At 51.8% G+C, this 16,633-nt stretch carries 18 protein-coding genes; 8 read left to right on the forward strand and 10 right to left on the reverse strand.

The window, feature by feature from the left end:
- Positions 1-71 precede the first annotated feature (71 nt).
- A complete protein-coding gene (locus ACN0R1_RS16135; RefSeq protein ID WP_417584700.1) occupies positions 72-425 on the reverse strand; it encodes a hypothetical protein in 354 nt (117 codons plus the stop codon).
- A 160-nt stretch (positions 426-585) separates the two neighbouring features.
- Here ACN0R1_RS16135 and ACN0R1_RS16140 point away from each other — a divergent pair, with 160 nt between their 5' ends.
- On the forward strand, positions 586-861 hold the full coding sequence (locus tag ACN0R1_RS16140; RefSeq protein WP_417584702.1) for a hypothetical protein: 276 nt from the start codon (positions 586-588) through the stop codon (positions 859-861).
- Positions 862-895: 34 nt separating this feature from the next.
- On the opposite strand, the gene ACN0R1_RS16145 is transcribed toward ACN0R1_RS16140, so the two are convergent.
- From ACN0R1_RS16145 to ACN0R1_RS16155, 3 genes are all read right to left on the reverse strand, one after another.
- Positions 896-1,069, reverse strand: a complete 174-nt coding sequence (locus ACN0R1_RS16145) for a hypothetical protein (protein ID WP_417584704.1) — start codon at positions 1,067-1,069, stop codon at positions 896-898.
- Entirely contained in the window at positions 1,057-1,584 is a 528-nt protein-coding gene (locus ACN0R1_RS16150; RefSeq protein ID WP_417584706.1) for a DUF692 domain-containing protein, read from the reverse strand. Before ACN0R1_RS16150 ends, ACN0R1_RS16145 begins: the two co-directional genes overlap by 13 nt.
- Positions 1,585-1,838: 254 nt before the next feature.
- Positions 1,839-2,108, reverse strand: coding sequence for a DUF6402 family protein (locus ACN0R1_RS16155; protein ID WP_417584784.1), 270 nt, complete (start codon positions 2,106-2,108; stop codon positions 1,839-1,841).
- 144 nt (positions 2,109-2,252) lie between these two features.
- Between ACN0R1_RS16155 and ACN0R1_RS16160 the strand changes: the two genes are divergently transcribed.
- Positions 2,253-2,732 carry an inner membrane CreD family protein gene (locus ACN0R1_RS16160; RefSeq protein WP_417584708.1) on the forward strand — a complete coding sequence of 160 codons (480 nt, stop codon included), beginning with the start codon at positions 2,253-2,255 and terminating at the stop codon, positions 2,730-2,732.
- Complete coding sequence (locus ACN0R1_RS16165) at positions 2,680-3,285, forward strand: inner membrane CreD family protein (protein WP_417584710.1); 606 nt, start codon at positions 2,680-2,682, stop codon at positions 3,283-3,285. Before ACN0R1_RS16160 ends, ACN0R1_RS16165 begins: the two co-directional genes overlap by 53 nt.
- 20 nt (positions 3,286-3,305) lie before the next feature.
- Here the strand turns inward: ACN0R1_RS16165 and ACN0R1_RS16170 are convergent, their stop codons facing one another.
- Complete coding sequence (locus tag ACN0R1_RS16170) at positions 3,306-3,467, reverse strand: PEP-utilizing enzyme (protein WP_417584712.1); 162 nt, start codon at positions 3,465-3,467, stop codon at positions 3,306-3,308.
- 298 nt (positions 3,468-3,765) lie between these two features.
- Here ACN0R1_RS16170 and ACN0R1_RS16175 point away from each other — a divergent pair, with 298 nt between their 5' ends.
- Both ACN0R1_RS16175 and ACN0R1_RS16180 read left to right on the forward strand, forming a co-directional pair.
- Positions 3,766-5,322 (forward strand): diguanylate cyclase, encoded by a 1,557-nt coding sequence (locus ACN0R1_RS16175; protein ID WP_417584714.1) that lies wholly within the window; start codon positions 3,766-3,768, stop codon positions 5,320-5,322.
- A 236-nt stretch (positions 5,323-5,558) separates the two neighbouring features.
- Positions 5,559-6,746, forward strand: coding sequence for a sugar transporter (locus ACN0R1_RS16180; protein WP_417584716.1), 1,188 nt, complete (start codon positions 5,559-5,561; stop codon positions 6,744-6,746).
- On the opposite strand, the gene ACN0R1_RS16185 is transcribed toward ACN0R1_RS16180, so the two are convergent.
- The 3 genes from ACN0R1_RS16185 to ACN0R1_RS16195 are packed head-to-tail and all read right to left on the reverse strand — an operon-like array spanning position 6,735 to position 9,552.
- Complete coding sequence (locus tag ACN0R1_RS16185; RefSeq protein WP_417584718.1) at positions 6,735-7,343, reverse strand: LysE family translocator; 609 nt, start codon at positions 7,341-7,343, stop codon at positions 6,735-6,737. The two genes, ACN0R1_RS16180 and ACN0R1_RS16185, sit on opposite strands and share 12 nt — an antisense overlap.
- A 60-nt stretch (positions 7,344-7,403) precedes the next feature.
- On the reverse strand, positions 7,404-8,318 hold the full coding sequence (gene rarD / locus ACN0R1_RS16190) for an EamA family transporter RarD (protein ID WP_417584720.1): 915 nt from the start codon (positions 8,316-8,318) through the stop codon (positions 7,404-7,406).
- 40 nt (positions 8,319-8,358) lie between these two features.
- Positions 8,359-9,552: an MFS transporter gene (locus tag ACN0R1_RS16195; protein ID WP_417584722.1), complete on the reverse strand. Its 1,194-nt coding sequence runs from the start codon at positions 9,550-9,552 to the stop codon at positions 8,359-8,361.
- 78 nt (positions 9,553-9,630) lie between these two features.
- Here ACN0R1_RS16195 and ACN0R1_RS16200 point away from each other — a divergent pair, with 78 nt between their 5' ends.
- Positions 9,631-11,556 (forward strand): DNA topoisomerase III, encoded by a 1,926-nt coding sequence (locus ACN0R1_RS16200; protein WP_417584724.1) that lies wholly within the window; start codon positions 9,631-9,633, stop codon positions 11,554-11,556.
- Positions 11,557-11,680: 124 nt separating this feature from the next.
- The gene (locus ACN0R1_RS16205) at positions 11,681-12,691 is read left to right on the forward strand and encodes a sensor domain-containing diguanylate cyclase (RefSeq protein WP_417584726.1); all 1,011 of its coding nucleotides are present in this window, start codon (positions 11,681-11,683) and stop codon (positions 12,689-12,691) included.
- A 56-nt stretch (positions 12,692-12,747) separates the two neighbouring features.
- Here ACN0R1_RS16205 and ACN0R1_RS16210 read toward each other — a convergent pair whose 3' ends face one another.
- Positions 12,748-13,224 carry a peroxiredoxin gene (locus ACN0R1_RS16210; RefSeq protein ID WP_417584728.1) on the reverse strand — a complete coding sequence of 159 codons (477 nt, stop codon included), beginning with the start codon at positions 13,222-13,224 and terminating at the stop codon, positions 12,748-12,750.
- A 225-nt stretch (positions 13,225-13,449) separates the two neighbouring features.
- On the opposite strand from ACN0R1_RS16210, the gene ACN0R1_RS16215 reads away from it, so the two are divergent.
- Entirely contained in the window at positions 13,450-14,337 is an 888-nt protein-coding gene (locus tag ACN0R1_RS16215; protein ID WP_417584730.1) for a DMT family transporter, read from the forward strand.
- Between the two features lie 9 nt (positions 14,338-14,346).
- Here ACN0R1_RS16215 and ggpS read toward each other — a convergent pair whose 3' ends face one another.
- Positions 14,347-16,614, reverse strand: a complete 2,268-nt coding sequence (ggpS, locus tag ACN0R1_RS16220; RefSeq protein WP_417584732.1) for a glucosylglycerol-phosphate synthase — start codon at positions 16,612-16,614, stop codon at positions 14,347-14,349.
- Positions 16,615-16,633: the final 19 nt, after the last annotated feature.

The raw sequence follows: 16,633 nt of genomic DNA on the forward strand, positions 1-16,633 counted from the left end.
CTACCACATTTCGGTAGCTGGCCTCTCTCCGACCTGGCCCATCACATGAGTGTTGCGGTTATTATCTGAATTCAGGTCTCTTTACCATAAAAGATACCAACATGCTTTCTTGGCACATTCAGCATGGTTTTGTCTTGAATATTGACATTACTTGCACGTGTAATAAAGACCAAGCCACACTCTAGGGAATCACTTAATGTATCCCAAGAACCAACTTGCTTACACTTTGGAAAGATTTCTTGGACTCGAATTGATCCAGAAGACTGACTGGAATGAACCATCATTCCACACGTATAGCCGAAGTTTAAACCTAAAACATGACTTACAAAGTGAGCACAATGATTATCGGAATTCTTGTTATAACCAACACCACAGATTTCACTGATATGCTTGTTCAAATAGCCATCTAATTTAACTTTAGGCATTTTCAACACTCCCTGTAAATAATTCTTGCGGAATCCTAACATGCAAACGCCAGTTAAACAAACGTATTAATACCAGCAGTCCGTTGAAGCGTTATGGCAAGCGCATTAAATAAATACGTTAGCTCTCGGTATTGGTGGACCTGTAATCACTGAAAGTGGTGTGGCCTTCTTGGCCGCAACGGTAGATGACTATTTGCGGGCATGTGACGTATCCACAGGTGAGCAGCTGTGGCAGGCTCGCCTTCCAGCTGGCGGGCAAGCAACGCCGATGACATATCTAAATAGCCTAGGAGAGCAAATGGTCGTTCAGGTAGCCGGGGGTCATGGCTCCGTCGGCACGACCATAGGGCTCAGCTGGATCGCCGACAAGAGTTCATCTGCCAGCCAACGCGCAAGCCAAGTACCGATTGAGGTCTCGATGTCAGTATTTGGATAGCTGTGGGCGAGTTCTTCGCACACGCGGGCAAAGCTCAGGACATCGACCAGCCCCTTAAGAGCAGCATACTCCCATCGGGAGCGCCATCCACCAGTAGAGATAGGACTCCATCCAGATTACCGCCATCACCTGAAACACCCTTTCCTAAAATATAGTTTTGCAACTGAGCTTGCAGATCGGCAAGCCGACTCGAGCCTAGATCAGACATGCAAGTGCCTCCTCAGGTTCTTGAACCTTGGCATGACGGGCTGCCACCGCACGCACTCGGTCAAGCTCGGCGATCAATTCTTCCAGCGGCGGTATCGCATCGTCGCGTTCAATCATCGTGCTCACCAGTCCTAAACGCTGACATGCATAAGCATAGAGATCGAATACCGCGTCAGGCACAGCGGCATCATGGGTATCGATGATCACATCGCCCAGATTTGAGTGGCCCGCCACGTGTATCTGTTGTACGCGGTGTGCTGGCACGCCATCAACAAATGCATGCGGGTCGTAGCCGTGGTTCATAGCGCTTACATAAATATTGTTCACATCAAGTAACAGCATGCAATCGGCTTCCTCGACAAGTGCCGACAGAAATGCCCACTCGCTCATCTCCGAACTCGCGTAATCAATGTAGCTCGATACGTTTTCAAGCACTAAACGGCGCTCAAGCGTATCCTGTACCTCACGCACACGGGCAATGACGTGTCGTAGGGCTTCTTCGGTGTCAATGGCCATCTATTTTGACCTACTGTCGCAAATTGGAATTGCCAGGAAGAATGTGCCTAGATTACATCTATACATCTGACTAGTGCTGTGCCTTTGGAGGATTGCTCGCGCAATCTGGCATCCGCATTTAAACGCTCACTGAGTAACTTTCCCAACTCATCCTTAGCTGCAGAATTTTCTAATCTAGACAGCAAGATCTGCTCCGCCTCCGAAACCCGTGAAAATACATTAAGCCAGTTCCAACGTATCAGCTCAGTATCAACCTACTCAGTAGGTATCGAAATGGGTTTTATATCTCCGCTCTTCTCTTTATCAAACATCTCTCTTGCCGGGAGTGCAAACCACTTTTCCATCGCTTTAGCTGCAACAGGCCAGTCCAACTGCCGCCACATCACGTCTGGAATACTTCGAATACTGAACTCACCCGGCAGGGCATGGGAGGCGAGAGGCGCTGCAGGTGTTAAGCCTGGGTAACTGGGTTTACTTGACGGTGGTATACCCCGTCGGGCGTGGGTAGCAACACTGCGCTGGATAAAAACTACGGCCGTCTATCTGTAGATGAACTCAAGCGACAGCTTAAGATGCCTATTCAGCATTCGGTTGAGCCACTCTACGAACACTTTTCGCGTCAATTGGATTAATAAGGTGCACTTAAGGTGCGCTAAGGGAGGGATACTATGTTCAATTCATTTGGGTGGCGATTTTTTGTTGTAGGCATTCTTATTTTAATGATGTCTATACCGCTGTTCTTTGTAGGCGAAATTGTCGATGATCGCTCGCATTATAACCGCACTACACGCGCCTCGGTTGGTATGGAATGGGGTGGGCCTCAAATACTCAGCGGTCCGGTGCTGGTGATCCCTGTCGAGGAATCTGCGCTGGTAAAAGAGCGCCGTGAATTGATTGATCCAGAAACAGGGATGCAGCGACTAGACACCGAAGGAAAGCCTGTTTTTCGCATCGTCGAAGAGATGCGCCAGGTTCAGCGTTCGCCGCTGTTCATTTACCCCAATCTGTTTGAGGTCGAGTTGACCAGTGAAACCGAAGCGCGTCAGCGAGGTATTTTCACCGTGCCGGTTTACAGTTCAACGGCCGAGTTCAATTTTGATTTCCCATTTAGCGCGCGCCCTGCCTCAGATAAGTCGAGAATCCTATGATTATGTCGCTCGGAGACAGACTAGCTTCGGTGTGAATCTCTACCAACCGAATGACGTGTACCAAAAATCCTATCGCGCCGCGCGCTATGGCATCTTGTTCATCGGCTTGACCTTCCTGACAATTTTTCTGATCAAGAGCCAGGGCGCACGGCCTACGCATCCGATTCAGTTCATACTGGTAGGTCTTTCACAATCGACTTTCTTTCTGCTCTTGCTTGCTTTCGCCGAGCAGATCGGATTTGGCGCGGCATACTTGGTTGCCTCGTCCGCGACCGTGCTGCTAATCGTAGCCTTTGGCGCGGCTGCGCTGCGTTTGGGGAAACGCACCTTGGTCTTAGCACTGATGTTAACCTTACTTTATGGCGTGCTTTATTTGATCCTTCGAAGTGCTGACTATGCCCTTTTGGCTGGGTCGATATTAACCTTCATCGCGATTGCCGCCACCATGTACGCAACCCGTAATGAAAACTGGTATGAGCCTCAGGGGGAAGGCTCGGGCCGTCGCAGCTGGTTTAAAAATAAGGCGGTCACGCCAAACCCACCAGCAGAATAAGGCCCTAGCCGTGAGCAATGCTACTGCAATATTCTGACGACACCTGTTTTGCCGTCTAGTTGTACTTGCATGCCATTTTCCAACCGTGTCATTACGCCCCTGACACTCATTACTGCCGGTAACTGCAATTCACGTGCAGTTACCGCGCCATGAGACAAGGGGCCACCACTTTCGGTAATCACTGTACCGGGAATACTTCCCCTGCTATTGTTCCTGGGCTACCGGCCAGTCCTTTGAGTTCGTTCCCCGAGGGGGCGTCTTCTTCACTGGCTCCCTCACCGTGGTTCCATACCGGGCTGACGGCTTTGGCTTTTTCCCAAGCGGATCACTTCATCGATAAAGTAACGTATCCCTTCCGGTGCTGCATTCCAGAATTGATTTTCGTGCTGACACGGCAAGCCGGGTGTGGTTTCATTTGTTTAACCATAATAGCGACGTTGATTTTTTAGTAATAACGGTGGGTTTCGGGGATCAATGCATATGCCAAAAATAGTGGAAAGGGTCGGAGCATTGAATTCGCCTCAGCGAGCCCTCGCCGTGCTGGGTGTGTCTATCCTGGCAGCAGGTGTGTTGTTTGTCGGCAGCGATTTACTGGGTGGTTACTGGACTATGCGCCGCCCCGACCTTGCGACAGCTATCAGTGTATTCAAAGGCATAGGTTTTGTATTTGTGATGGTCATGGTGCTGAGGGTTTTGCGACGTTGCCAGCGTGAGTTTGAAGCATCCGAACGGCGCGAGGCACAACAGCGACAACAGCTGCGTACTCTTGATCAGTTTCGAGAAAACGTCATTGATAATGCCTTGGTCTGGATTAATGTCCTCGACCCTGAGTGGCGCATCACTGTCTGGAACAAAGCGGCCGAGCAGATCAGTGGCTACGGGCGTGATGAGGTGCTGGGAAATCCCGACATCTGGGAGTTGCTCTATCCTGATCCGACCTATCGTGCGTCGATCAGTGCAAAAGTCGCGGAAATCATCGAACAGGGTACTGAGGTGGAATGGTTCGAAAGCTGCATTCGTGCAAAGGATGGCCAGGATAAGATCATAGCCTGGAATTCCCGTCGGTTTTTTGATGAAGACGGGACGATGATAGGGGCAATTGCAATCGGCCAGGACATCTCCGCTCGCAAGCAAGCGGAGCACGCGTTAATTGAGCGTGAGCGACAACTTGCGACACTGATGTCTAACCTCCCCGGTATGGCCTATCGCTGCCTCAACGATCCGCACTGGACTATGCTATTCATTAGCGACGGCTGTCTTGCGCTCACCGGTTACTCGCCCGCGTCATTGGTAGGCAACGCAAAAACCTATTTTTCGGATCTTACGCATCCTGATGACCGTCAACGCCTCTGGGACGAGGTGCAAAAAGCACTGAGCGAGGGCCGGTCGTTTGCATTGGAATACCGAATCATCCGCCAGGATGGCTCGGAGCGCTGGGTGTGGGAACAGGGCCGCAATGTGGTGGTGGACAGTGACAGCTATATCGAAGGTCTGATCTTCGACATTACCAATCGCAAATACATGGAGCAGGAACTGGAGCGGCTGGCCACGCACGATTCGCTGACCGGCCTGTACAACCGGCACGAATTGATGCGCCGCTTGAATGAGGATGTTGCACGGGCAGAGCGCTATCAGCTCCCACTATGTGTGTTGCTTATTGATATCGACAACTTCAAACGAGTGAACGACCAGTTTGGCCATCAGGTCGGTGATGAGGTTCTGTGCCGTTTTGGGATGCTACTGCGTGAGACAATACGCCATGTCGATTATGCTGGCCGTTATGGTGGGGAGGAACTGGTAGTTGTGCTACCAGAGACCTGTATGCAAGAAGGCTTCGAGATCGCTGAGCGCTTGCGCGGCCAGGTTGAAGCGGAGCGCTGGGCACATGCCGCCGGTCAACTGGGCACAATTACTATCAGTGTCGGGGTGGTAGGCTATCCTGACCTTAAGGGCACAGTGGAGGAGTTGTTCTTAGCCGCCGATCGCGCGCTATATCGAGCGAAGAATAATGGCCGCAACCAAGTTTGCATTGCCTAAAAAGGGTACTGACCCCTTTTTTGGATGTCTTCTCACGGGGCGCAACCGTAACGATGGGTGCGCCCTGAGCATCGGTTTAACCGGACGAACGACGTGTCATTAGAAATCAGTTTCTTCATGAGAGCGACTCAGTGTATTAAGGTATGTGTAAGACTATGGCTGATTGATTAGCTTCCGACTAGCATTCGGCATAAAATACCACTTTATATCCTGACCTGTTTCTGAGTCTTTTTTCCATGCCTACCGAACAACCTTCCGCTCAACAAGCCTGGCTTGCTGTGATCAGCCTCGCATTTTCTGCCTTTGTGTTTAATACCTCGGAGTTTGCTCCCATCGGGCTGTTGTCCGGTATTGCCGACTCTTTTGACATGCACATTGCCGAAACCGGGCTGATGATGACCTACTACGCCTGGGTAGTGGCGCTGGCGTCTTTACCGGCGATCATTTTGCTCAGCGATGTTGAACGGCGGCGCCTGCTGATTGCGGTGTTCAGTCTGTTTATTATCAGTCATCTGCTGTCCGCTGTGGCTTGGAGTTTCACGGTCTTGATGATTTCTCGCATAGGTATTGCCTTGGCCCATGCGGTGTTCTGGGCAATCACCGCGGCTATTGCCATGCGTATCGCACCAGAGGGCCGAAAAACTCAGGCTGTGAGCCTGCTGATTACCGGTGCCACGCTGGCCAGTATTCTGGGCTTACCGGTGGGTCGGCTCGTTAGTGAGTGGTTCAACTGGCGCATCACCTTTCTGCTGATTGGTGGCTGTGCAGCATTGGTGTTGCTAGTGATTCTGCGGGTAATGCCTAACCTGCCAAGCCGTAATGCCGGATCCATCAGTAGCTTACCGCTGTTGTTGCGGCGACCGGCATTGATTGGATTGTATGTGCTGGTGCTGCTGATTGTTACTGCCCATTTCACGGTTTATTCCTACATCGAACCACTGGTGCAGCAGGTATTAGGGTTCAGCGGCAGTCTGACCACGATGGTGTTACTGGTGTACGGATTGGCCGGTTTTCTGGCGGCGCTTATGTTCAGTCGTCTTTACCGCCACCTAAAAGCTGGTGTGCTGGTATTTGCAGTAAGCCTTATCGCGCTGTCAATGCTAGCACTGGTACCTCTAACCACCACCAGCACTCACCTGATGCTGATCGCTGCCTGCTGGGGCATGGGCATTACGCTGATAACCCTGGCTGCTCAGGTATTGGTGCTGGAACTGGCCGCTGATGCTACGGATGTAGCAACAGCAATTTTTTCGGGTATTTATAACGTAGGGATTGGCGGCGGCGCGCTAGTGGGCAGCCAGATCATCCTTAGCCGAGGGCTCGATCAGACAGGTTATGCTGGTGGTCTGATCGGATTAGTAGCACTGGCCTGGCTGGTATTTTTCTGTTTCGTTCACCTGCGTAAGAGCAATTCAGCGGCTTAAGGGCAGTCCAACACCTATCAGCACGAACAGGCTGCCGCACACTCGGTTGAAGCCTTTGCCGCAGCGTCCCAGCCAGTTGGAAACACTGTTGGCAAAACCGGCTATCAGCAGTTCGACGGCACATTCTACCAGTACAAATGTCAGCATCATGATCAGGAACTGTAACCAGAGGTCTCTGTTGGGGTTGATGAACTGGGGTAGAAATGCCGCAAAAAACAATATCACTTTGGGGTTCGACAGGGCGGCTAAAAAACCCTGGCGCATCATTTTCCAACCGCGGACAGGCTCAATTGCTACCCCTATTTGACCGGGAGCGGGCGAGCGCCAGACCTGAATACCCAGCCATATCAGATATAAACCACCCAGAATTTTCATCGCCAGCAACAGCTCTTCAGCCAGCTTAAGTAGCGAAGCGATGCCAAACATAGACAGCGCGATCACACAGGCAAAGCCTACAGCACCTCCTGCTATGGTTTTCAGCGTGTGTGTTGGTCCATGGATTGCGCCATGAGTCAGTGCCAGCAGGCTGTTGGGACCAGGGGTCAGCGACAGGCCAAATGTGGCGACAAGGTAAATCAACCAGGTTTCCAATGCCATACTAAACTCCTGAGCAAGATGGTGGTAAATAATGTTCTTAGTATGCAAGCGACAGTAAGGTTAAACCGCATCTTTGTCGATAATGAGAGTGGTCGCGTTAGTTTTACGTAGGTATCGCAATGAATCGACAATCAGCATGGCAAGTGCTGACCAGATAAGTACAAACGTTGTAAGTTTTGCTGTACTCAATGGCTCGTCATACACAAATACCGCTAACAAAAACATCCCGGTTGGCCCTATGTATTGAAAAAAGCCGAGTGTCACCAGACTGACTCGGTTTGCGGCGGCCGCGAAAAGCATCAGCGGAACCATGGTCACAGGTCCAGCGGCAAACAGCAGCCAGTTTACGCTAGCGCTATTGTCCATCATTTTCGCGGTAGGTGAGTCGATTAGCGCTAAGTATAACAGGGCGATAGGCAGCAGAATGGCGGTTTCTATGGCCATGCCAGTAAAACTGTCTACGGCGACTTTTTTGCGTACTAAAGCATAGAAACCAAAGCTAACGGCGAGTACCAGGGCAATCCAGGGCAAGGAGCCAAACTGAATGACTTCAAAAACCACGGCACAGAAGCACAACACCACCGCGATAATGCGTACTCTATCGAGTTTGTTTTTAAAGAAAATCACCCCTAATAAAATACTAATCAGCGGGTTAATGTAATAGCCCAAGCTGGCACTTAGCATCTGATTGTTCTGAATCGCCCAGATAAAGGTTCCCCAATTTAAACCAATGAGAAGCGTCGAAACCAGCATCGCCATGAGTGTTTTGGGTGATTGCAGTACCTTTTTTAAAGCGCCTGTATAGCGCAGCAGAAAGATCAACACAAAAACGATCACACAAGACCAAATCACCCGATGGGCGAGAATTTCCGTCGCGGGAACAAAGGACATCTCTTTAAAATAAATCGGTGCAACAGCCCACAGAAAAAATGCACTGAGTGCATAAATAATTCCACTTCGAGAAGACGTTTCCATCACATTTCCCTATAACTTAAAGGGGTCAGTACCCTTTTCTTTAGCGAAAAAGGGTACTGACCCCTTTTTTTAGTTGGCCTTTTTTGCTGCTGATGGCGACCATGAGCATGGCGACGGCGATGGCTGGAAGCATCAGCAGGTTGAGTACTTCCCAGCCGAGCAGGCTTTGCCAGTAACCGGCCAGCAGACTGCCGATGGCGGCGCTGCCGAACACCAGGAAGTCATTGATGCCCTGGACCTTGGCTTTCTCTGCCGGGCGGTAGGTGTGGGTCAATAGTGAAGTCGCGCCGATAAAGGTGAAATTCCAACCGATACCAAGTGCCACGAGGGCGGTCCAGAAATGCCAGTAACTGGTGCCTAACTGGTTTAGTAAGACACACAGAATCAGCAGCAGACAGCCGGACTGGATGACTTTGGTTTCAGAGTAGCGAGTGATCAGTCGTCCGGTAATAAAGGAAGGTGCAAACATTCCCAGTACATGCCACTGAATGACACTGGCGGTACTGCTGAATCCAAAACCGCAGCCTTGCATCGCCAAGGGTGTTGCCGTCATGATCAGGACCATCACGGCGTAGCCGATGACACCGGCGGTAATGGCAGCGACCAGTTGTGGTTGACGGAATAGTTCGGCATAAGAGCGCACCTCACCCTGAAGCTCGGCTCGGGTCGGTTTTTTTAACGGAATAAATGCGATCAACAGGGTGGTTAACATATACAGCCCGATCAACACCGCAAATGCACCCAGATACTGGGTGGCCGGGAACAGCTTCTCGCCCCAGATCGCCAGATTCGGTCCGAGGATGGCTGCAATCACCCCGCCCGCCATAACCAGGCTGATGGCACGCGGATGCAAGGACGATGGACAACCTTCGATGGCAGCAAAGCGATACTGCTGCCCAACACCTATCGCCATGCCTAGCAGGAAAGTACTCAGGCAAAAGAGTGTAAAATCTCCGGCCGCAAGGGCAAAATAGGCTAGTATGGCGCCGCCAATGCCAATCAGGTTGCCGATCAAAAAGCCGGTTTTACGTCCCAGCCAGCGCATCAGGTGTGCTGCCGGCAGGGTGACGCCCATCAGCCCGAGAAATTGCAAGGCAACGGGCAGGGTGATCAGACTAAGACTTGGCGCAATTTGTTGTCCAATTAACGCGGTGACCGAAACCAACAGAATGTTACCGGAAACCAGCAATGCCTGGCCCAACGCCAAACCCCAGACAGTTACAGGAAGTCGCATGACAATAAGTCCTTATTCACCCAGCCGAAAAAACGAATATAACAGGCGGTGCACTAAAAATCAGGATGGTGTGAGCCTGTGAAGCTATTTATTGCTGAAAAACCCTCGTTAGGGCGGGCAATCGCGGAGGCGCTGCCTGGTCCGAAGAAGCGCGAAGAGGGTTATATTCGTTGTGGCGATGATACCTGGGTGAGTTGGTGTATTGGTCATTTACTGGAGCAGGCCGAACCCGATGCCTATGATCCGGCGTTCAAGCAATGGCGCCTGGAGCATTTACCGATTCTACCGGGTGAATGGCAACTGCAACCCAAAAGCGGTACGCGTAAACAACTGACGGTTTTACGCAAGCTGGTGAAGCAGGCCGATTGTCTGGTCCATGCGGGTGATCCAGATCGGGAAGGTCAGTTACTGGTGGATGAAGTGATTGCCTGGTTGAAAGTGCCCGCGCCCAAGCGTGCCAGTGTGCAGCGCTGCCTGATCAGTGACCTGAACCCCGAGGCGGTGCGACGCGCCTTGGCTCAACTTAAACCCAACCGCGACTTTGTGCCTCTGTCGACTTCGGCCTTAGCGCGTTCACGTGCTGACTGGCTGTATGGCATCAATCTGACTCGCGCCTGTACTATACAAGGGCAGCAGTCCGGGTATCAGGGCGTTCTGTCGGTGGGGCGAGTGCAGACACCGGTTCTGGGACTGGTGGTGCGCCGGGATGAAAGTATTGAGGCGTTTGTCAGCAAACCCTTTTATGAGGTGCTGGCGCTGGTCGAAACCCCGGCAGGCGAGCACTTTCAAGCCAAATGGCAACCCAGTGAAGCCTGTGCGGCTTATCAGGATGAAGAAGGGCGAGTGATATCCAAAGCCCTGGCGGAGAATGTTATTCGACGCATCACCGATCAGCCTGCGAATATTACCCAACTACATCGAAAAACCAAACAGCAGCCTGCGCCCTTGCCCTACAGCCTGTCAGCTTTACAGATTGATGCGGGTAAACGCTATGGCATGAGTGCGCAGCAGGTGCTGGATACCTGTCAGAGCTTATATGAAAAGCACACCCTGATTACTTACCCACGTTCCGATAGTCGTTATTTGCCAGAGGAACATTTCAGTCGGGCTGAGCGTGTTGTTAAGGCTATTCGCAGCACCTGTCCGGCACTGGCTGAAGCAGCCGATGGCACAGATCTGCATTTACGCAGCAAAGCCTGGAACGATAAAAAGGTGGATGCTCACCATGCCATTATTCCCACGGAAAAGCAGGCCAGTGGCACGCGCCTGTCAGCCAATGAACAGCGTTTGTATGAGCTGATCGCGCGCCAGTATCTGATGCAGTTTTACCCCCATTGGCGCTATCAGGATACTGAAGTCGTCCTGGATATTGCTGGAGGCTGTTTTATCGCCCGTGCCCGTGAAACCCTGGACAGTGGTTGGAAAGTGTTGTTTCCATCGCGTCAAAGTGATGATGAAGGGGATGAGCCTAATCAGCCTGCACTGCCGTCACTGCAGCAAGGCCAGACCTTGCATTGCTTGAGTGGAACACTGCAGGACAAAATGACTCAGCCACCCAAGCACTTTACCGACGCCACACTATTGGCCGCTATGACTGGCATCGCCCGTTATGTCAAAGACCCGGAAATACGTAAAATTCTGCGTGAAACTGATGGATTAGGTACAGAAGCGACTCGAGCGGGGATTATTGAATTGCTGTTTAAACGTCAATTTTTGATGCGCCAGGGCAAACAGATATTGGCAACGCCTGCGGGTAAAGGGCTGATTAACAGTCTGCCTGAGCCTACTACCTTGCCAGATATGACCGCCGAGTGGGAAGCTCGCCTGGATGCCATCAGTCAGCGTGAAGACAGCTATCAGGCGTTTATGCAGAGTTTGGAAAGCACGCTCAGTTACTTGATTAGCCAAGTGAGTCAGGCGGCTATTCGGGTGCCCGCCGGTATGGGGAATCGTCCTAAACGCAAAGTGACCCGACGCCGTAAAACAAGTGTCTACAAGAAATAGGTTTGTTGCATTCTAGATTCTCAGCTGCTTTAATAATTTTAAAGAACAAGATACAGGTATGGGACATGACACATCATCGACCTAATACCTGTGTGTCAAACAGCTTTCTAAGGTAGTTGTTGTAATGAAAACCGAAGAAATTCTATACAGGCTTGACGATATTATGAGCGACAGTGCCGATCTGGAGTCTCTCATCAGGCCTCTGTTAGAGTTAATTGCAGCACTTACCGGCATGGAATCAGTCTATTTCACCACCATCAATCCTCATCAGCATACTCAGTCAATAGTTTTCTCACGTAATGTGGGTAATATGAATATTCCTGAAGGGCTGACTGTACCTTGGGACGATACTCTGTGTAAGCGTTCGTTTGAAGAAGGTCGTCGCTATATAAATGATGTGCCTGGCCACTGGGGAGATTCAGAAACCGCCCGAGTATTGGGAATTCAGACTTATATCAGTGAGCCTGTTCGAAGGATAGATGATCAAGTGTTTGGTACGCTATGTGGTGCCAGTGGTTCAAACGTTGACGTGGCGGACAAGTCGCTGTTGTTCTTGCGTTTGTTTGCTCAGGTGATTGCACAGCAATTCGCAAGAGAAGAGTTGATCGTTCAGTTGCGTCGAATGAATATAGAGTATGGCAATCTGGCGATGCTTGATGCGCTGACGGGGGTGTCCAATCGACGTGCGTTGGTAGATGAGCTCAATCGTATGCTGGCGCGTGCACAACGAGAAGGGTCTGCTGTACATGCCGGCTTCATCGATCTGGATAACTTCAAACGAATTAATGATATCCATGGGCATGATGCCGGCGATCAGTTTTTGATCCAAATGGCGCATCGGCTCAAAGAAGGTCTACGGACTGGTGACTTTTTGGCCAGGCATGGTGGGGATGAGTTTGTCGCTTTGACGATGGCTAAATCGCCAGATGATGGTGTTAGCCAAGAGGGTTTTCGGCAAAGGTTACAAGATCTCACGCGTGGACATTTTTATCTTGGTACCACGTTGCTTGACTATGCGGGCGCCAGTGTTGGTGTAGCGTCTTCTGAACCAGGGGACATGAACGCCGATGCGCTCATCGCAAAGGCTGATGCGGCGATGTACGAGATAAAGCAGCAACGCAGGAAAGTACAGTAAACTGACATATCCTGTCGCTGCATGCTTTATCTACACTTATTGATTAGCACCTAAGCTTAAAGTGCAGCCAGCAGCGTTTCAGCACTGGTTTTATCAACGCCTTTGGCATCGACATTGATCAACTCGATCTTGCGATCATTGATGATCATGGCATAGCGCTGGCTACGGACACCGAGTCCAGCGGCCGAAAGATCCTGATCCAGACCGGCGGCTTTGGCCAACTCACCCAGCCCATCGGCCAGCATGATAATTTCGTCAGCATTTTGCGCTTTACCCCAGGCACCCATCACAAAGGCATCATTCACGGCGGTGCAGATGATGCTGTCGACGCCATTTGCTTTGATTTCGTCTGCCTTCATGACAAAACCGGGCAGGTGAGTATTGGAACAACCCGGGGTGAAAGCACCTGGAACGGCAAAAAGTACTACTTTCTTACCACTCAGCAGGCTGTCGGTGGTGAGGTCTTCAGGTCCCTTTTCGCCCAGAATTTTCAGTGTCAGTGAAGGAAAGGTGTCACCTACTTTAAGGCTCATATGTGTTCTCCTTTGGAAAATGGATTACTAACGTGTTTCTATCAGTATCCTCGTGTTCCGGCCGTATAGCAATAACATAGAAGTTTACTCGGATATTAATGCAGGCCGTTGACCCGAATCAAGATATGGCGGAAGATAACCGTCTTCCTGGGTTCTCTATTGATCTATACCGCTACAGCTTGTGTGCGGTATTTGTGCCGTTCTGATGACGGTTTCGGAGACATAATGTCTATACCGGTTGCTTATCTTGCTGTGGTGTTAATCTGGTCCACCACGCCTTTAACCATTGCCTGGAGCAGTGAAACCATCGATCCGGTGCTGGCTGGATGGTTGCGTATGGGGATTGCAGCCGTGCTTGGCCTGGGTTTGTTGGCGGTATTTCGGATACGGCTACCGTTAAATTCTCGTGCACAACTGGCCTATGCCTATGCGTCACTCGGGGTGTTTGGTGCCATGTGTTGCACCTATATTGCTTCACGTTATGTACCTTCCGGGCTGATTTCGATTATTTTTGGCCTGGCACCGATACTGTCGGCAATCTTTGGCATGGGGTTGTTGAATGAGCCCGCCTTGAGGCCCTACCGTTGGGTGGCCAGTGCACTGGCATTTCTGGGGCTGGGCGTAATCTTCACCGATGATGTGGTGCTGGGGCGTGAAAGTCTGCCGGGGGTATTCTTGCTGTTAATGGCGGTGAGCTTGTTCAGTCTGAGCGGTGTGCTGGTCAAACGTACCGGTGCACAGGTACATCCGTTGGCGCATACGGTCGGTGCATTGCTCTGGTCGTTGCCGGGATTTGCCCTGACCTGGTGGCTGATGGGTGCGGCGCCCTTGGTGATCGACCCGTCCACTCGTGCCTTCTGGTCAGTGCTTTACCTGGCCATATTTGGATCCTTGATCGGCTTTGTCAGCTATTTTCATGTATTGCGTCATCTTCCAGCCAGTACAGTGGCCCTGGTGACGCTGATCACCCCAATCTTTGCATTGATGCTTGGGCATTGGCTCAATGCCGAACCCCTGACCGCCAGCTTATGGAAAGGCTGTTTATTGGTGGTCAGTGGTCTGGCACTGTTTTTCTGGGGGCACCGTCTTCCTAGGCGCCGTCCGGTTGTATGAGCTCAACGGTTAAGCGGCACCCTCCGTCAGCAGTGAAATCTGCGTACGGCGCGTCGCTTTGACGGCATCCAGAAACTCCGAGCCCCAGCGAGCAATGTCGTTATGGCAAACGATTTGGTACATCTCCTTCAAGCGGGCTTCACGTTCGGCTTTGCCTAGTGTCAGACCGATATAGAGCGTATCGCGCAGGTCATGCGGATCGTGTGGATTGGTCAACAGGGCGCCATGCAACTCGGCAGCGGCCCCGGCGAATTCTGATAATACCAACACTCCATTACCGCCACAGAGTCCTTGAGTGGCAATATACTCCTTGGCAACCAGGTTGAGGCCATCGCGCAGGGGCGTAATCCACATCACATCAGCCATCAGATAGTAGGCAATCAGTTCCTGGAACGGAAAGGCACGATAGAAGAACTGCACCGGTGCCCAGCCGACGCGGGAGAAGCGCCCATTGATACGCCCAACCGCCTGTTCTATCTGTGCCAGCAGTTCGTCGTAGATGGTCATTTCACGTGCGGCTGGTACACAGATGGTCATCAGGGTGACCTTGCCGATCAGTTCCGGGTGCGCATCGAGTAATGCCTCGAAGGCCAGCAGTTTCGCCAGGGTGCCCTTGGTGTAATCCAGTCGTTCAACAGATAAGACCACACGGGTATGCTGCAGCTGTTGGCGTAGTGTGTCCATCAGTTCCTGACAGGCGAGGTCCTGACGAATCACATCGATACGTCCAACATCCAACCCAACCGGATGTGCGCCCAAGCCGATATGGCGATCATGCACACGGATGGCCGTGGTCATGCTGTCGAGCCCTACCGCACAGCCGTAGGTGAGAAAACGAGGTGCACAACCGCTGGTTTCCACGACTTCCAGTGGGGCGACACCGCGGGCGACATCGACAAAGTTTTCCGCCTGACGGGGAATATGAAAACCTATGTAGTCACACTGTAACAGGCTGCCGATGATCTCGCGTCGCCAAGGCAGCACGTTGAACACATCTGCCGAAGGAAAATAGGTGTGATGAAAAAAGGCGATGGTCAGATCCGGGCGCAGGGGGCGCAGATAAGCCGGTACCATCCACAGATTGTAGTCGTGCAGCCAGACAATGGCACCTTCGGCGGCTTCGGCCGCGGTGCGTTCGGCGAACAGGCGGTTGACTTTGAGGAAGGTAATCCAGTCTTCTTCACGAAAGATGGCTCTTTCCCAGAAAGTGTGCAGGGTCGGCCAGAAGGCCTCTTTGGAAAAACGCTTATAGAAGGTATCTACATCGTCCTTGGTCAGCGCCACACGGGCGGCGACCAGATTCGGGTAACGTTCGGAGTCCACCTGGGTATGTACTTCAAACGCACGACCACGGCGCGGATCATGGATCGACCAGGCCACCCAGGAGCCACGTTGACCGCTGCCGAAAAAGCTTAGTAGCGTCGGTAGGATGCCATTGGGGGAGGTGGGCGGACGACGGATCAGCTTGCCTGATTCCTCGACCTCTTCATAGGGCAGACGGTGATAAACCATCACCAGATCGGCTTTGCCCTTGATGGTCAGATCGGGTAGTTCGTGATCGACACCCAGTGGACCGAGAAAACCGAAATGCCCCACGGCTTCCAGTATCCCGCCACACCCACTGAGGCGCGCCTGCAGTACGCTGGCTCTGTCGGCTGTTGCTTCCAGCAGGGCTGGCTCGGATTCACCGACGCAGACGCCCTTGAATCCTTGTTCATACATCGATAGGTCGTTCAGGGTGTCACCGGCCACCAGTACATCGTCGGCGGGCAGTTGTAAATGCTCTACTAGGCGTTGCAGGGTTGTGCCCTTGTTGACGCCTTTCGGTAAGCAATCCAGGTACATGCCAGCTGAAAACAGCATATCACAGCCGAGTGCTTCAATAGCCTGTTTGAGTTTGTCAGTCACCGCGCCAGGTTCACAGAAGTAAGAGCAACGGCGTTGCTGCGGAACTTCCTGACGCTCCAGGCCAGGAAATCCCTTCAGTGCTTCAAGAATGCTTAATTCGCCAGGCCAGCGAGCGTTGATTTCACTTTGAACCGGGTAGACAGGTTGCAGAGTTTCACCGTCCACCAGGGTGGCACCGACATCACAAATAATATAATCGGGACGTGGAATGGCGGGATCTGAGAGCAGCGGGACAACGACCTCTAGGCCGCGTCCGGTAACAAATACCAGTTTAATACCCTGGTGGGCGGTGATCAGTTGATAAAGGCGCTGGCGATTTTCCGGATCGCCTGCAAGAAAGGTTCCGTCAAGATCTGTTGCCAGAATCATAGCGCTAATTACTCCTGCC

Origin of the sequence: Nitrincola sp. (assembly GCF_048264025.1) — a bacterium.
Taxonomy (GTDB): Bacteria; Pseudomonadota; Gammaproteobacteria; order Pseudomonadales; family Balneatricaceae; genus Nitrincola.

Bases quoted from the DNA above. Each gene is read 5' to 3' on its own strand.
- ACN0R1_RS16135 (WP_417584700.1), bottom strand. From the start codon at position 425: ATGCCTAAAGTTAAATTAGATGGCTATTTGAACAAGCATATCAGTGAA.
- ACN0R1_RS16145 (WP_417584704.1), bottom strand. From the start codon at position 1,069: ATGTCTGATCTAGGCTCGAGTCGGCTTGCCGATCTGCAAGCTCAGTTG.
- ACN0R1_RS16150 (WP_417584706.1), bottom strand. From the start codon at position 1,584: ATGGCCATTGACACCGAAGAAGCCCTACGACACGTCATTGCCCGTGTG.
- ACN0R1_RS16160 (WP_417584708.1), top strand. From the start codon at position 2,253: ATGTTCAATTCATTTGGGTGGCGATTTTTTGTTGTAGGCATTCTTATT.
- ACN0R1_RS16175 (WP_417584714.1), top strand. From the start codon at position 3,766: ATGCCAAAAATAGTGGAAAGGGTCGGAGCATTGAATTCGCCTCAGCGA.
- ACN0R1_RS16180 (WP_417584716.1), top strand. From the start codon at position 5,559: ATGCCTACCGAACAACCTTCCGCTCAACAAGCCTGGCTTGCTGTGATC.
- ACN0R1_RS16185 (WP_417584718.1), bottom strand. From the start codon at position 7,343: ATGGCATTGGAAACCTGGTTGATTTACCTTGTCGCCACATTTGGCCTG.
- rarD (WP_417584720.1), bottom strand. From the start codon at position 8,318: ATGGAAACGTCTTCTCGAAGTGGAATTATTTATGCACTCAGTGCATTT.
- ACN0R1_RS16195 (WP_417584722.1), bottom strand. From the start codon at position 9,552: ATGCGACTTCCTGTAACTGTCTGGGGTTTGGCGTTGGGCCAGGCATTG.
- ACN0R1_RS16205 (WP_417584726.1), top strand. From the start codon at position 11,681: ATGAAAACCGAAGAAATTCTATACAGGCTTGACGATATTATGAGCGAC.
- ACN0R1_RS16210 (WP_417584728.1), bottom strand. From the start codon at position 13,224: ATGAGCCTTAAAGTAGGTGACACCTTTCCTTCACTGACACTGAAAATT.
- ACN0R1_RS16215 (WP_417584730.1), top strand. From the start codon at position 13,450: ATGTCTATACCGGTTGCTTATCTTGCTGTGGTGTTAATCTGGTCCACC.
- ggpS (WP_417584732.1), bottom strand. From the start codon at position 16,614: ATGATTCTGGCAACAGATCTTGACGGAACCTTTCTTGCAGGCGATCCG.